General features: G+C 56.3%; 11 protein-coding genes. All 11 read right to left on the bottom strand.

The window, feature by feature from the left end; all coding sequences use genetic code 11:
• Nucleotides 1-42: 42 nt before the first annotated feature.
• The 11 genes from kdsA to pilM all read right to left on the bottom strand — a co-directional run bounded on the left by kdsA (nt 43) and on the right by pilM (nt 15,884).
• The gene (kdsA, locus tag V8L70_RS16850) at nt 43-894 is read right to left on the bottom strand and encodes a 3-deoxy-8-phosphooctulonate synthase (RefSeq protein ID WP_101145797.1); all 852 of its coding nucleotides are present in this window, start codon (nt 892-894) and stop codon (nt 43-45) included.
• Nucleotides 895-906: 12 nt separating this feature from the next.
• Nucleotides 907-2,562, bottom strand: a complete 1,656-nt coding sequence (pyrG, locus tag V8L70_RS16845; protein ID WP_101145796.1) for a CTP synthase — start codon at nt 2,560-2,562, stop codon at nt 907-909.
• 278 nt (nt 2,563-2,840) lie between these two features.
• The gene (locus tag V8L70_RS16840; RefSeq protein WP_035564444.1) at nt 2,841-4,259 is read right to left on the bottom strand and encodes an FAD-dependent oxidoreductase; all 1,419 of its coding nucleotides are present in this window, start codon (nt 4,257-4,259) and stop codon (nt 2,841-2,843) included.
• 36 nt (nt 4,260-4,295) lie between these two features.
• Nucleotides 4,296-8,738, bottom strand: coding sequence for a glutamate synthase large subunit (gene gltB / locus V8L70_RS16835; RefSeq protein WP_101145795.1), 4,443 nt, complete (start codon nt 8,736-8,738; stop codon nt 4,296-4,298).
• Between the two features lie 492 nt (nt 8,739-9,230).
• Complete coding sequence (aroB, locus tag V8L70_RS16830; protein WP_101145794.1) at nt 9,231-10,337, bottom strand: 3-dehydroquinate synthase; 1,107 nt, start codon at nt 10,335-10,337, stop codon at nt 9,231-9,233.
• Complete coding sequence (gene aroK / locus V8L70_RS16825) at nt 10,334-10,921, bottom strand: shikimate kinase AroK (protein ID WP_008958864.1); 588 nt, start codon at nt 10,919-10,921, stop codon at nt 10,334-10,336. Before aroK ends, aroB begins: the two co-directional genes overlap by 4 nt.
• Nucleotides 10,921-13,005 carry a type IV pilus secretin PilQ gene (locus V8L70_RS16820; RefSeq protein WP_101145793.1) on the bottom strand — a complete coding sequence of 695 codons (2,085 nt, stop codon included), beginning with the start codon at nt 13,003-13,005 and terminating at the stop codon, nt 10,921-10,923. Before V8L70_RS16820 ends, aroK begins: the two co-directional genes overlap by 1 nt.
• A 14-nt stretch (nt 13,006-13,019) precedes the next feature.
• Complete coding sequence (locus tag V8L70_RS16815) at nt 13,020-13,556, bottom strand: pilus assembly protein PilP (RefSeq protein ID WP_336270200.1); 537 nt, start codon at nt 13,554-13,556, stop codon at nt 13,020-13,022.
• On the bottom strand, nt 13,553-14,212 hold the full coding sequence (locus V8L70_RS16810; RefSeq protein ID WP_101145791.1) for a type IV pilus inner membrane component PilO: 660 nt from the start codon (nt 14,210-14,212) through the stop codon (nt 13,553-13,555). The genes V8L70_RS16815 and V8L70_RS16810 overlap by 4 nt, the downstream gene beginning before the upstream one ends.
• The gene (locus V8L70_RS16805; protein ID WP_008958860.1) at nt 14,209-14,826 is read right to left on the bottom strand and encodes a PilN domain-containing protein; all 618 of its coding nucleotides are present in this window, start codon (nt 14,824-14,826) and stop codon (nt 14,209-14,211) included. Before V8L70_RS16805 ends, V8L70_RS16810 begins: the two co-directional genes overlap by 4 nt.
• Nucleotides 14,823-15,884 (bottom strand): type IV pilus assembly protein PilM, encoded by a 1,062-nt coding sequence (gene pilM / locus V8L70_RS16800; protein WP_008958859.1) that lies wholly within the window; start codon nt 15,882-15,884, stop codon nt 14,823-14,825. The genes V8L70_RS16805 and pilM overlap by 4 nt, the downstream gene beginning before the upstream one ends.
• Between the last annotated feature and the right edge of the window lie 106 nt (nt 15,885-15,990).

Genomic DNA, 15,990 nt, shown 5'->3' with positions numbered 1-15,990 from the left:
ATAACGCCCTAATCAGCAAAACACGGCCTATCAAGCCACACGCTAACGAATGGTTAGCGGCTCAAACCCTTTTACCAGCGCATCCAGTTGGGCAAGCTGAGTTAAAAACGGCTCCAACTGATCCAGCGGGAGTGCACAAGGACCATCGCATTTGGCGTTATCAGGGTCAGGGTGAGCTTCTAAAAACAGCCCTGCAAGGCCAACAGCCACGCCTGCGCGCGCTAATTCAGCCACCTGAGCCCGACGACCATCGGCACTGTCTGCACGCCCACCTGGGCGTTGCAGTGCGTGGGTCACATCAAAAAATACCGGATACCCGGTTTGCTTCATATCGCCAAAGCCCAGCATATCAACAATCAGGTTGTTGTAACCAAAGCTTGAGCCACGCTCGCAGAGCATCAGCTGGTCGTTACCTGCTTCCTGAAACTTGCTGATGATATGGCGCATTTCATGGGGCGCCAAAAACTGCGGCTTCTTGATGTTGATGACCGCGCCGGTTTTGGCCATAGCGACTACCAAATCGGTTTGGCGGGCCAAAAAGGCTGGCAGTTGGATAATGTCGGCCACTTCCGCCGCTGCTTCAGCCTGCCAGGGTTCGTGCACATCGGTGATAATCGGCACGTTGTGGCGGGCTTTGATATCGGCCAATATCTGCAGCCCTTTCTCCATACCCGGGCCGCGATAGGAGTGAATCGAGCTACGATTAGCTTTATCAAAACTGGCCTTGAAAACGTAGGGCATACCCAGTTTTTGAGTCACCGTGACGTAGGCTTGGGCAACTTCGTCGGCAAGCTCAGCAGATTCCAGCACGTTCATGCCGCCCAGCAGCATAAGCGGCAAGGAATTGCCGGCGGTTAAGCCGGCTACGTTAATATGATGCTCTTGAGAAGCCATGCTGTTGCCCTCTTATTCCTGAGAATGCGCATGGGCGCGATTACGCGCTGTTTTATGCTCTAACGCGGCGTTCACAAAGCCTGAGAAGAGCGGGTGACCATCACGCGGCGTGGAGGTGAATTCCGGGTGGAACTGACAGGCCACATACCAAGGGTGGTCAGCCAGCTCAATCACTTCAACCAGTGATTGGTCGACGCTCTTACCCGAAATAACCAGTCCCGCCTTTTCAAGCTCATCAATAAACTGGTTATTGACCTCGAAACGGTGACGATGGCGCTCAACAATCTCGTCAGCCCCATAGGCTTCGCGCGCTTTGGTGCCGGATGCCAGATGACAGACCTGACCGCCCAAACGCATGGTGCCACCTAAATCAGACGCCGCATCGCGTAGTTCGATTTTGCCTTCCGGATTCAGCCACTCAGTAATCAGGCCCACCACCGGATGCTGGGTATCGTGGGTAAACTCGGTGGAGTTGGCGTCTTTCCAACCCGCCACGTTGCGAGCGAACTCAATCACCGCTACCTGCATGCCCAGGCAAATACCCAGATAGGGAACGTTATTTTCACGCGCGAATTGGGCGGTCATAATCTTGCCTTCCACGCCACGCTCGCCAAAACCGCCGGGCACTAGAATGGCGTCTTTGCCCGCCAAGCGCTCGGTGCCGTGGCGCTCGATGTCTTCGGAGTCAATATAGTCGACGTTGACCTTAATGCGACCTTGGATGCCGGCGTGAATCAGCGCTTCGTTGAGCGACTTGTAGGCATCCAGCAGCTCCATGTACTTACCGACCATGGCGATACTGACGGACTTGAGCGGGTTGAGCTTGGCATCGAGCACCTTCACCCACTCTGATAAATCTGCTTCAGGGGCTTCCAGGCGCAGCTTATCGCAAACGATCTCATCCAGGCCGTGTTCATGGAGCATCAGCGGAATACGATAAATCGTATCGGCATCCTGAAGCGGCACTACGGCACGCTCTTCGACGTTGGTAAACAGAGCGATTTTGCGACGCTCGCTCTCTTCCAGCTCAACTTCGCTGCGGCAAATCAAAATATCCGGCTGGATACCGATGGAGCGCAGCTCCTTGACGCTGTGCTGGGTAGGTTTGGTTTTGGTCTCACCCGCCGTTTTGATGTAGGGCACCAGGGTCAGGTGCATAAACAGCGCGCGGTTAGCACCCTGTTCACTACGGATTTGGCGAATGGACTCAAGGAAAGGCAGTGATTCGATATCACCGACCGTGCCGCCGATTTCCACCAGCGCCACATCAAAGCCTTCACCGCCCGCGTAAACGCGCTCTTTAATCTCGTCGGTGATATGCGGAATCACCTGAACGGTGCCGCCTAGATAGTCGCCACGGCGCTCTTTACGCAGTACGTGCTCGTAAACACGACCGGTCGTAAAGTTGTTGCGCTGAGTCATCTTGGTGCGAATAAAGCGCTCGTAATGCCCGAGATCAAGGTCGGTTTCGGCACCATCTTCTGTGACGAACACCTCACCGTGCTGGAAGGGACTCATGGTGCCCGGATCCACGTTGATGTACGGGTCGAGCTTGAGCATGGTGACCTTAAGGCCGCGGGCCTCTAAAATCGCCGCAAGCGAGGCGGAGGCGATGCCCTTGCCAAGAGAGGACACAACGCCGCCGGTCACGAAGATATATCGTGTCATGGATAACCTGTCGAAACGTGATCAGAAGGCACGGCAGAAAGCCACGCCAGGATGGGTCGACAGACTAGCAGATTACGACCTAAGGCTCAATTTGAACTGCCGAAGATAGCCAATGGATCATTGCACATAGCGACGCCGGGATCAGGCCTAAGCGAGGGTCTTTCGCCAGGGATGGCGAAAGTAGCGCCCATGGATGGGTTCACAGCGCCCTCGCGTTGGCCTGATGCCGGGGTAGTCGCGGGGCCAATTCGGCCCCGCTCAGCCTGGATAAAGACGAATTACACGCCCAGGTAATCCAGAATGCCTTCTGCAGCCTGGCGGCCTTCGTAAATCGCCGTGACCACCAAATCAGAGCCGCGCACCATATCGCCACCGGCAAAGATTTTTTCGTTGCTGGTTTGAAAGGCGTACTGCCCATGCTCAGGTGCAGTGACGCGATCACGCTCATCGACTTGGATATTCGAGCTATCGAACCACGGCGCGGGGCTGGCCTGGAAGCCAAAAGCAATGACCACGGCATCCGCCGCGATGATCTCTTCAGAGCCGGGCACCACTTCAGGACGCTGACGGCCATTTTCGTCCGGCTCGCCCAAGCGTGTGCGAACCACCTTCACGCCTTCGACCTTCTCTTCACCGACGACCGCCACCGGCTGACGGTTGAACAGAAACTCAACGCCCTCTTCACGGGCATTGGAGACCTCACGGCGCGACCCCGGCATATTGCCTTCGTCACGACGATAGGCACAGGTCACGCTGGTAGCGTTCTGGCGAATGGAAGTACGGTTACAGTCCATCGCCGTATCGCCGCCGCCCAGAACGACCACACGCTTGCCTTCCATGGAGATATAGTCGTTGGGATCTTTTTCAAAACCCAGACAGCGGTTGACGTTGGCAATCAGGAAATCCAGCGCTTTGTAAACGCCCGGCAGATCTTCGCCAGGGAAGCCGCCTTCCATGTATTTATAAGTGCCCATCCCCAGGAATACCGCATCGTACTCCTGCATCAAGGTTTCAAACTCGATATCGGTGCCGATTTCGGTATTAAGGCGGAACTCGACGCCCATCTCCTCAAACACCGCGCGGCGGCGCTCCATCACACTCTTTTCCAGCTTGAACTCGGGAATACCAAAGGTCAGCAGGCCACCGATTTCCGGGTACTTGTCGAACACCACCGGCTTGACGCCATTACGGGCCAGAATGTCGGCACAGCCCAAGCCCGCAGGGCCTGCACCGATAATGGCGACCTTCTTGTCGGTCCAGGTAACGTGGGACATATCCGGACGCCAGCCCATGGCAAACGCCGTATCGGTGATGTACTTCTCCACCGAACCAATGGTCACCGCGCCAAAGCCATCGTTCAGCGTACAGTCGCCTTCACACAGACGATCCTGCGGGCACACACGGCCACACACTTCGGGCAGCGAGTTGGTTTTGTGCGAGAGCTCAGCGGCTTCAATGATGTTGCCTTCCACCACCAGCTGCAGCCAGTTGGGGATGTAGTTGTGCACCGGGCACTTCCACTCGCAGTACGGGTTACCGCAGTGCAGGCAGCGGTGCGCTTGGCTTGCCGCGTCGGTGGGCTTGAACGGTTCGTAGATCTCCGCGAACTCTTTAGCACGGGCGCGGGCATCTTTCTTTTGTGGGTCCTTACGACCCACATCGACAAACTGAAAATCGTTATTTAAACGGTTAGCCATGATCTCTCTCCTGTCAGCGTGAGGGGCATAAGCGAGTTATTGCGGCTGACGCCGAGACTGATCCAGCAAACTACCTAGGCTGGCCGCTTTTGGCTTCACCAGCCAGAAGTGGCGCGCATAGTCGCTGAAGTCTTCCAAAATAGCCGCCCCGCGCGCGGAACCCGTCGCGGCCACATAGGCTTCAATCATTTCACGCAGGTGACGACGATACGCCTCCATGGCCTCTGTGTTGACGCGATGAATCTCAACCAGCTCATGGTTGTATTTATCCACGAAGGTGCGATCTTCATCCAACACATAGGCAAACCCACCGGTCATACCTGCGCCGAAGTTAACGCCCGTTTCACCAAGCACACAGACCAAACCGCCGGTCATGTATTCGCAGCAGTGGTCGCCTGCGCCTTCAATGACTGCAGAAGCACCGGAATTACGCACCCCGAAGCGCTCACCCGCCGTACCGGCTGCAAACAATGTACCGCCGGTGGCCCCGTACAGGCAGGTATTACCGATAATCGCCGTTTTATGGCTCTCAAACTGGCTGACTTTGGGCGGCACAATCACAATACTGCCACCGTTCATGCCCTTGCCGACGTAATCGTTGGCGTCGCCTTCGAGATACAAATTCAAGCCACGCGCATTCCACACCCCAAAGCTCTGGCCTGCTACGCCAGTAAAGCGAGCGGTGATCGGTGCCGTTTCCAGGCCCTCTTCGCCATAGCGCTTGGCAATCGCGCCAGAGGTTAGCGCCGCCACACTGCGGTCGCAGTTGGTGATGGTGAAATCGAACTCACCGCCCGAGCGATTTTCGATGGCGTCTTTCAGCGCCGCCAGCACTTCCTGGTTTTTAGCACCCGGATCGTGCGGCACGTTACGGCTGACCTTACAGAACTGCGGTGCATCTTTAGGCACAAAATCATTCGCTAGCAGCGGCGTAAGATCAAGCTTACGCTGGGAAGCCGTGTTGCCTTCCAACACTTCAAGCAAATCGGTACGCCCGATTAGATCGGTCAGCTTGCGCACACCCAATACCGCCATCAGCTCACGCACTTCTTCGGCAATAAAGCGGAAGTAGTTTTTAACCATATCCACGGTGCCACGGAAGTGCTCGCCGCGCAGGAAATCATCCTGAGTGGCGACACCGGTGGCGCAATTGTTGAGGTGACAGATGCGCAGGTACTTACAGCCCAACGCGACCATCGGCGCGGTGCCAAAACCGAAGCTCTCTGCACCGAGTATCGCCGCTTTAACAACGTCGAGACCGGTTTTTAGGCCGCCATCGGTCTGCAGGCGAATCTTGTCGCGCAGGCCGTTGATACGCAGCGCCTGATGCACTTCAGGAAGCCCCAGCTCCCAAGGAGAACCGGCATGTTTGATCGAGGTCAGCGGGCTGGCCGCCGTGCCGCCATCGTAGCCGGACACGGTAATCAAATCCGCGTAGGCCTTGGCCACACCGGTGGCGATCGTGCCGATCCCCGGTTCCGATACCAGCTTCACCGACACCTGGGCATCCGGATTGACCTGTTTGAGGTCAAAAATCAGCTGGGCCAAATCTTCGATAGAATAAATATCGTGGTGCGGCGGCGGTGAAATCAGCGTGACGCCGGGTACCGCGTAGCGCAGCCGGGCAATCAGTTCGTTCACTTTGCCGCCAGGCAGCTGCCCGCCCTCACCGGGTTTGGCGCCCTGGGCGACCTTGATCTGCAGTACTTCTGCGTTGACCAGATAATGGGGCGTCACGCCAAAACGGCCGGAGGCGATCTGCTTGATTTTCGAGCTACGGATAGTGCCGTAGCGCGCCGGGTCTTCACCGCCTTCGCCAGAGTTGGAGCGGCCGCCCGCTTCGTTCATGGCCTGGGCCAGCGCTTCGTGAGCTTCCGGCGAGAGCGCGCCCAACGACATACCGGCGCTATCAAAGCGCGGCAGCAGCTCTTCAACCGGCTCTACTTCCTCCAGCGCAATCGGCGTTTCTGCCGGCTTGAGCTTGAGCAAGTCACGAATGGTGGCCACCGGACGCTCGTTCACCAACTGGGCGAACTTCTTCCACTTGGTGTAGCTGCCTTCCTGAACCGCCGCCTGCAGCGACATCACTACATCGGGGTTATAAGCGTGGTACTCGTGGCCGTGGACATACTTGAACATGCCACCTTGAGAAATTCCTTTACGCGGAATCCAGGCGTCTTTCGCCAGCAGCGCTTGCTGCATCTGCAGCTCGGCAAAACCGGCGCCTTGGATGCGCGACGCCATACCGACAAAGCACAGATCCATTACTTCGTCCGCCAAGCCCACGGCTTCAAACAGCATTGAGCCGCGGTAGGAGGCCAGCGTCGAGATACCCATTTTAGACAGGATCTTGAACAGGCCTTTCTGCAGACCTTTACGGTAATTCTCGCGGCCATCAGCCGGGTTACCGGTTAGCTCGCCCGTGCGATGCATATCCGCCATGACCTGATAAGCGAGCCACGGATAAACCGCCGTCGCACCCACGCCAAACAGCACCGCCATCTGGTGTGCATCCCGTGCGTAACCGGTTTCCACCACGATATTGGCGTTGGGGCGTAGCGCCAAACGGCCTAAGTGAGAGTGCACGGCACCCACGGCCAGGGCGGCCTGTATGGGAATCAGCCCTTTCGCCAGCTCGGCATCGGTGAGTACCAGAATGACTTTACCGGCGCGCACTTGAGCTTCGGCTTCTTCACATAGCGCTTTAAGCGCTTGGTGCAGGCTCTGCTGTTCAGGATCGTAACCCAACGACAATGTATAGCTGGCAAACGCCGGATCATCCTGGCTGACCAACGCGGTAAATTTGCGTGGGGACAGTACCGGCGTGGTCAAGATCAAGCGATGCGCGTGCTCAGGCGTCGCTTTAAAGACGTTCAGCTCAGCACCACAGCAGGTTTCCAGCGACATCACGATCGCTTCACGCAGTGGGTCGATCGGCGGGTTGGTGACCTGGGCAAACTTCTGACGGAAGAAATCCGTCAGCAGGCGCGGACGACTGGAGAGCACCGCCATCGGTGTATCGTCGCCCATAGAGCCAACGGCTTCCTGACCACTTTCCGCCAGCGGACGCAGCACTTGGTCGCGCTCTTCAAAGCTCACTTGGAACAGTTTCTGCTGCACGTTGAGCGAATCGGTATCCATGCTCTGGAAACGCGCCAACTCGGTTAGCGCCGACTCTAAATAATTGGCTTCCTGCTTTAACCAACGCTTATAAGGGTAGGCGGACTTCAGGCGCTCATCGATATCGGTGGTATGCAGCACTTCGCCGGTCTGGGTGTCTACGGCAAGCATTTGACCGGGGCCAACACGGCCTTTGGCCACCACGTCTTCCGGCTTATAGCCGTAGGTGCCCGTTTCCGATGCCAGCGTGATATAGCCGTTTTTGGTAATCACCCAGCGCGCCGGGCGCAGGCCGTTTCGGTCCAGCATACAGACCGCTTGGCGACCGTCGGTCATCACCACGCCCGCAGGACCGTCCCACGGCTCCATGTGCATGGAGTTGTATTCGTAGAAGGCGCGCAGCTCGGCGTCCATGGTTTCAACGTTCTGCCACGCGGGCGGCACCATCATGCGTACCGCGCGGTGCAGTTCCATGCCGCCGGTCAGCAGCACTTCCAGCATGTTGTCCATGCTTGAGGAGTCAGAACCGGTGGTGTTGACGATTTCGTCCAGCTCGGCGATATCCGGCAGGCGCTCGTTAACGAAGTTGGCTTTACGCGAGTTTGCCCAGCCGCGGTTGGCTTCAATCGTGTTGATTTCACCATTGTGCGCCAACAGCCGGAACGGCTGTGCCAGCGGCCAACGCGGTGCGGTATTGGTCGAGAAGCGCTGGTGGAAAACGCAAATGGCAGTTTCCAGACGCGGGTCATTCAAGTCGTGATAAAAGGCCGGCAGATCTTCCGGCATCACCAGGCCTTTATAGGAGATGACTTCCGACGATAGCGAGGCGACATAGAAGTCTTCTTCGTCACGCAGCGCCTGCTCAGCGCGGCGACGAGCCATAAAGAGGTCAACATCGAAGTGTTCACCCAGACCCGGCTGTACAAAAAGCTGACGAATACGCGGCAGGCAGTCCAGCGCCATGGGGCCACAAACGCTGGGGTCGGTAGGCACATCGCGCCAGCCCAATACGTTGAGGCCGCGCGCTTCAAGCTCACGCGTTAAGATATCGCGGGCATTTGCTTCACGGGCGTCATCGTTGGGCAGAAACACCACGCCCACAGCAAAGCGTTCGCCCAATTCAGCGTCAAATGCCTCTTTGGCCAGCGCCTGCATAAAGGGAGTGGGCATTTTAAGTAGCAAGCCACAACCGTCGCCGGTCTTTCCGTCGGCAGCGATACCACCCCGGTGGGTCATGCAGGTCAGTGATTCAATGGCAGTTTTCAGCAAATCGTGGCTAGCCTGGCCTTCCATATGGGCAATCAGGCCAAAACCACAGTTATCGCGAAACTCGCCAGGCTGGTGAAGACCTCTATTCATGGGCGTGCCTCTACTAGTCAACGTATTTTTTTAGCAGCGTGCTTATGGTATAAAGGACGGTTTTGCTTTTTTTATGATGCTTATAACCTGCCCAGAATGGGGTGTTTCCCACGTTCGCTGCCGCAAGAAAATGGCCGGTCAGCATAGCGATTAGCGCCCACGTTGCGCAATCGCTTGGTGCTTATAACGTTAGAGAAACTCTTTTCAAATCCTGTATTTGCACTCTCATTCAAGAAAAAAATACATATACTTCAAAGGCTTGTAACGAAAAGAAACGCCACTTTAGGACTCTTTATTTTCCATTAGACTTTAGTCTTATTCACGGAAAACCACCCATGCCGATAGCGCATAAGGCATACGGATTATTGAAAGCGTAGCAACCGGGTTAAGTTCACAGACAGTTTTATCAGCGCAAAAATACTGTCAAAACTGCCCCACTAGGAAGCAGCTCTGCCGGGAAGAAGAAAGTAATAGAAAGGATTGATAGGCCACTTAGCGGCGCGGATAGTCATCCAGCAGCGTGCGGAGAACATCAACGGGCGTGGCATCGCTAACGCAGGCATCGCCCAGGGCGTTAAGTAACACCAGACGCAGCCGTGTATCGATATTTTTCTTATCCAGCCGCATACGGGCTAAAAAGTCATCACTCGACATGTTGAGCGGTGCCACTAACGGCAACTCGGCACTCTCGATTACCGCCAGGCTACGCGCTAGTGCTGCTTCATCGATCCAGCCTAGCCGGTTTGAAAGCGTTGCCGCCATGGCCATGCCCGCGCCCACTGCTTCACCGTGTAACCAGTTACCGTAACCTTGGTGGGCTTCAATGGCGTGGCCAAAAGTGTGACCCAGGTTGAGCAGTGCACGCACACCCTGCTCGGTTTCATCTTCGGCAACGATATCTGCCTTGATTTGGCAACTGCGCGCAATAGCGTCGGCGACTACTTCCGGCTCTACGTCGAGTAGCGCGGGCATATTGGCTTCCAGCCAGCTTAAAAATGCTTCATCACGGATAAAACCGTACTTGATAACCTCGGCAAGGCCAGCGGAAAGCTCGCGACGCGGCAGGCTCTTCAGGGTATCGATGTCCACCAGCACGGCTTTGGGCTGCCAGAAAGCGCCGATCATGTTTTTACCCAGCGGGTGATTGACGCCGGTCTTGCCCCCTACCGACGAATCCACCTGGGAAAGTAGCGTGGTGGGCACCTGGATAAACGCCACGCCGCGCTGATAGGAAGCGGCGGCATAGCCGACCATATCGCCAATCACCCCGCCTCCTAAGGCGATCAGGGTACAGCGGCGGTTAAAACCAGCTTCAAGCAGCGCATCCCAAATGCGGCTGACCTGCTCAATGGTTTTGTACTGTTCGCCATCAGGCAACACAACCGTGCGCACATCTAAATGCGTCGGCAGGCTAGCGCAGAGTGTTTCCAGGTAGAGCGGCGCGATAGTCTCGTTAGTGACTACCATCACCTGCTGGCCCGCAAGGTAAGGCGTCAACGTATCGGCTTGACCGATCAGCCCGGTGCCAATATGAATCGGGTAGCTACGCTCATCTAAAGCAACCTGAAGTGTGCGTTGCGCGCTGGCGGTCGAGGTCATTGCGATACCTTATTATGGTTAAGCGGCCCAGCCGAATGAGGCGAAGAGGAGGGCTCCAGCGGGTCCACCAGCCGATGCACCCGGCGCAGGATCTCATTCACCACCGCCCGTGGGCTACGCCGATCGGTGCGCACAGCAATATCCGACGTGGCACGATAGAGCGGGTCGCGCTGAGCAAACATGTCATTGAGTACCTGTTCGCGGTTAGCGCACTGTAGCAACGGACGATTGCGATCTTTCGCCGTCCGCTTTAGCTGCTGGTCGACGGTGGTCAACAGATACACCACGGTGCCGCGCTCGCGCAGTGCGCGGCGATTTTCTTCGCGCAGCACCGCACCGCCGCCGGTAGCGACAACCACGGGGGAGAGACGGGTTAACTCATCAATCATATGGATTTCGCGCAGCCGAAAGCCCTGCTCGCCTTCAACATCGAAAATCCACGGAATATCCGCCCCGCAGCGGTCTTGAATGGCGTGGTCACTGTCAAAAAATTGGCGCGAAAGCTCCGCCGCCAATAGGCGACCAATGGTGCTTTTGCCGGCCCCCATGGGGCCTATAAGAAATAAATTGGGTAAATCCTGCATCAGCGAACCGTTAAGCCATCGTCTAGGAGTCGTGGAGTAATAAAGACTAACAACTCTACCTTCTCATTGCTCTCTTCGGTATAGCGAAACAGTCTACCTAGCAAAGGAATATCGCCCAACAACGGTGTTTTGGCGATTTGACGCAGCTCTTCGGTGGTCAAAATACCGCCTAACACCACTGTTTGGCCATTATCGACCAGCACTTGGGTCTCAATCTGATTGGTATCAATCGGTGGTTCGCCGCCAAACTCTGATTCACGGAAGCTATCATTTTTGATGACCAGATCCATGATAATGCGGTTATCCGGGGTAATCTGCGGCGTGACTTCCAGCGAGAGCTCAGCTTCTTTGAACTCGGTATCCGGATTGTCGTTGCCATCAACACTCTGGAAGGCGCGCTCTTCACCCTGGCTGATGCGGGCAGTACGCTGATTGGCGGTAATAATGCGAGGCTGGGAGATAGTCTGGCTCTTGCCTTCGCTCTCCAGCGCGCGCAACTCCAAATCCAATAAGATATCGCCAGATAAATAGCCAAAACTAAAACCGGTGCCTGGCCCCGTAGCGGCACCCAAATCGACGGCCAAACCGCCTTGGGCACGGTTGATGCCATTAGGATTGATATCACGTCGAGTGAAATTGCCATCTTCACCTTCTTGAAAACCGCGTGTGCTCGACATCCCCCAGTTAATACCCAATTCGCGTGAAGCGGTGTCTCGGGCGATGACAATGCGCGCTTCTATTTGTACCTGGCGAACGGCGACATCCAAACGGTCGATGGTGCGTACAATATCGCGCACCTGATCGGCGGTATCCTGCACCAGCAGCGTATTGGTGCGATTATCAATACTGACACGGCCGCGCTCGGTGAGCAGCCCAAAGCCATCGCCGTCACCGCCACGCAGCAGCAGGGCCAAATCCTCAGCCCTGGCATACTTGATCTCGATAAACTCAGTCACCAGCGGGGAAAGGGTTTCACGCTGGTTACGCGCCTCTAGCTCTTGTCGCTCTAGCTCAGCCAACTCACTGGCGGGCGCCACCACAATCACATTGCCCTGTTCACGGCTCGATAACCCCTGGCTTTGCAGAATCAGTGCGAGCGCCTGATCCCACGGGACATCATTTAAATTGAGCGTCACACGGCCGGTGACGCTGTCACTGGCAACCAAGTTCAGCCCGGTAAATTCAGCCAGCGTCGCTAGCACTGAACGCACTTCGATATCCTGGAAATTAAGACTCAAGCGTTCGCCATTGAAGCGCTCGCCTGTCGCCTGAGAGGGCTGTGACTCCTGGCTGGCGGGCTGCACTTCCACTGTCAGCGTGCGGCCACTTTGCGAAGAGATCATCGCATAAGCGCCCTGGGTGGCGATGGCTAACTGGGTGTCGCCCTGGTTGGCGCGGGGCGTAATCCGGGTGATTGGCGTGGCAAAATCGGTGACATCGTAGACCTGATTAAGCGAATCCGGAATCGCCACGTCGCGCAGGTCAACCAGCACTTGGTCAGGGCCACCTTCTCGGACGTTCGCCTCAACCCCTTCGCGGTCAAAGGTAACCAACAAGCGACCAGCACCATCGGCACCGCGCTGGAAATCGATATTTTCAATTTGTGGCCCTTCGTCGGTTTCAAGCCCCGCCGAAGAAACACCGGCTGAGGGCGTGGGCGAAGGGTTAGGCGATGCGGTCGGCGCGGGGGTTGCGCCAGATGCAAAGGTAATACGTAACCGACCTTCCTGCACGCTGGTCGTAAATGCCTGCGGTTCGCTGAGATTGACCACCAAGCGCGTGCGGCCATTGCCTTCAAGGGCGGTAATTTGTTCGACGCCGTGGCTATTAATGCTCAAACGTCGGGTGGCGAGCCCATTTTGGGTGCCAGCCAAATCAAACGTGACACGCGGCGGTGATTCCAAACGGTAGCTGCGCAGCTCGGGCACGCCACCAGTGAAGCTAAGATCAACGTTGGCGCCACCGCTGTCGGCGGGCTGCACGTCAACATCCGTCAACACTGACGCTACTGCCAATGAAGGCAACAGTGAAAATAGGGCGGCCATGGTTATTAAAAAAGTGATTCGCCAAACTGTAACTGCCATGAGCTAATATCCGCTTACTCGTTGTTTTCGTTGATAGCAAGCGACACTTGCCGCTGTTGCCAACCTTCCCGCTGGGTAAAGACACGCTCGGTAACACGAATTTCTTGAGCGCTTATCTGGGCAATGCGTCCATAGTCGGTGCCCATATAGTTGCCCTCTTTCACGCTGGTCACATTGCCATCTGGAGAGGCGATCATCGCCACTTGCCGCCCCGCCATACGCATCGTACCGACCAAACGCAGCTCCTGCAGAGAAAAGCGCTCTAGTGGCTCAGGGGTACGCTGCTGGTCAGGCGCAAGCGCGCCCTCGCTACGATTAGCGTCATCCTGAGCAATGGCATCTGGCGGTAAAAAGGGGCTGCGGTCTTCGCTATATAAATAAGCCAAGGTACGACTTTCAGGCAGCGCAACCGCAATGACCGGCGGCTGACCGCCTGGCGACTGACGAATATTGGCCAACGTGCGTTCCAACTGAGTTAACTCGGCATCCGCACAGGCCGTGAGCAGCACCACACTTACCATTATTCCTATGAGCTTAGCTGTGCGCGTCATAGTGGCTCCGCCCCGTCAGTTGGGGGCTGGTCGCCCGGCTCCAGGTAACGATAAGTGCGGGCCAGTAGCGAAAGGCGCAGCGTGTCGCCACGCTCTTCTACCGGCTCCAAGTTAAAATCGTGCTGGGTCACCATGCGGGGTAACGACGCGATATCAGCACTAAAGCGTGCCAACTGGTGATAGTCACCGCGCACCTGTATATCCAGCGGCTGCTCGACATAATGGGGCTGGGTTAGCGTTGGACGCAGCCGAATCGTTTCAATGGTGAGACGGTTGTCAACGGCGGCATCGCTAATGCTATCGAGCAGAGAAGGGATCTCGGCATCGGTGGGCAGCATTGTGCGCAAACGCGCTATTTGCCCTTCCAGGGTCGCCAGCTGTTCGCGCATTTCCGGTAAAAAGGCGGCTTCCGAGGCTTTACTGCGGTATTCGCTTAGCAGCCTCACCTCTTCACGCTGCGCCGCCCTAAAGGATTCCCGCTGCTCGCTTACTACGAACCACAGCATGACGCTCAATGCTGCCAGCAGTGCCAAACAACAGCTCAACACTTTTAGCAGCAATGGCCATCCACCGGCTTCCTTAATATCTAGATCGCGCCAATCGACATCACGCAGGCGCTGCCACTCGATAGCCCACTGCTCGCGATTAAGGCTCATGACGAACCCTCTTCTTCCTCACCCAGTTCTGCCACACCCTGCTCTTCCACATCTTGGGCAACACCTTGCGGCACCGCTACTGTGGTCTGCTCCACGTCAAAACGAAACACGCGACCAGCGCCGTTCTGTTCGCTCTCTACCGCCGATAATGAAGGCACTCCCATCCCTGGCAGCGCTGCAATACGGCGCAGCTGCTCAGAGACCTGTCGTTCACTGCCAGCCACCGCAGTGACACTGACTTGATCGCCGTTTTTCGCTAACCGTTGATAAATAACGCCGTTAGCCACGCTGTTAGCCACATCATTGAACAGTTGCACAGTGTCTGCTTGCTCACTCTGTAACGCCTGAAACACCGCAATCTGCTCACCTAGGCGTGCGGCATCACTGGCGTAGCGTGACACGCCCGCGATATCCGCATTAAGGCGTTCAATATGGTCACTAACATAAGCATTGCGCTGCTGCTGGGCCGCCAACTTAAGCTGGTAATAATGGGAGATCAGCAACCCCAGCGCGACGCCCAGTATCAGCATACCGGCCACGACAACATAAAATTTGCGGGTATTTCGCTCACGCTGCGCTTCCCGCCAGGGCAGCAGGTTAATGTTCATGCTCATTGGCTCACCCGCATTGCCAAGCCACCCGCGGTGAGCATCGCTGGCGCATCATTGGTCAACGCCTGAAGGTTTAAGCGCTTATTGACCCGCATGCGCTGGAAGGGGTTGGCAATGGTCACCGACATACCACTGTCTTCAGCAATCCGTTCGGCAAGCCCGGGAATCACGCTCGACCCGCCTGCCAACACAATGTGCTGCACCTCTTGCTGACGCCCGGCGGTGTAGTAAAGCTGCAAGGAGCGCCCGACCTGCTGCACTACGGTTTCCAGGAAAGGATTGAGGACGCGCTCATGGTAATCATCAGGTAGTCCGCCACGTTTTTTAGCGAAGCCCGCTTCCTCCATACTCAAATCGTAGCGTTCGCGAATCGAGTCGGTAAGCTGGCGGCCACCGAAAACGGTGTCGCGGGTATAAACGATATGACCACCACGAACAACGTGAAAGGCGTTCATATTGGCGCCAATGTCCACCAAGCCAACGCAGGCAGTAGGGTCATTCTCTACCTTTAGCTGGCGGCGCAATTCGGCAAGCGAACGCTCCATGGCAAAGGTTTCCACATCCACTGCCGCGGGCTCTAAGCCAGCGCGCTCTAACGTTTCCGTGAGTTGGGTAACATCCTGCTGACGGCAGGCCACCAGCATGACTTGCTGCTGCTCATCGTCAAAGGGGGCGGGGCCAAGGCACTCAAAGTCGAACGCCACTTCATTGAACGGAAAAGGAATATGGCGGTCGGATTCAGCCACAATGCGCTCTTCAATTTCCTCTTCGCTTAGCCCGATAGGAAAGGTCAACGTTTTGGTAATCGCGGCGCTGGCGGGAACGGCCACTGCTGCTTGGCGGGTAGAAGGTTTGGCATGCTCCACGGCGCGGCTCAGTACACTGGCAACGTCATCAATATCGCGAATACGGCGTTCGACCACCGCGCCTTCGCGTAACGGCCTCACCGCGTAGCTTTCTACTTGGTAGTTATCGTGGCACTGTTTTAGCTCAAGCAGCTTTACGGTCGCTGATGTAATATCGACGCCGATCAACCCTTTACCAGATTTCAGAAAGCGCATATTGGGTTCGGCTCCGCCTACTTGTCGCCCGTCTTCACATGTCGTTTGAGGTTACATGATTTTTAGTTAAGTCACACGCGAACCAACTTACGGCATATCAACACTG

It is taken from the genome of Vreelandella arctica, from assembly GCF_037070215.1.
Taxonomy (GTDB): domain Bacteria; phylum Pseudomonadota; class Gammaproteobacteria; order Pseudomonadales; family Halomonadaceae; genus Vreelandella; species Vreelandella arctica.
The sequence above is the reverse complement of the archived record's forward strand: the minus strand, read 5'-3'. Positions and strand labels throughout refer to the sequence as shown.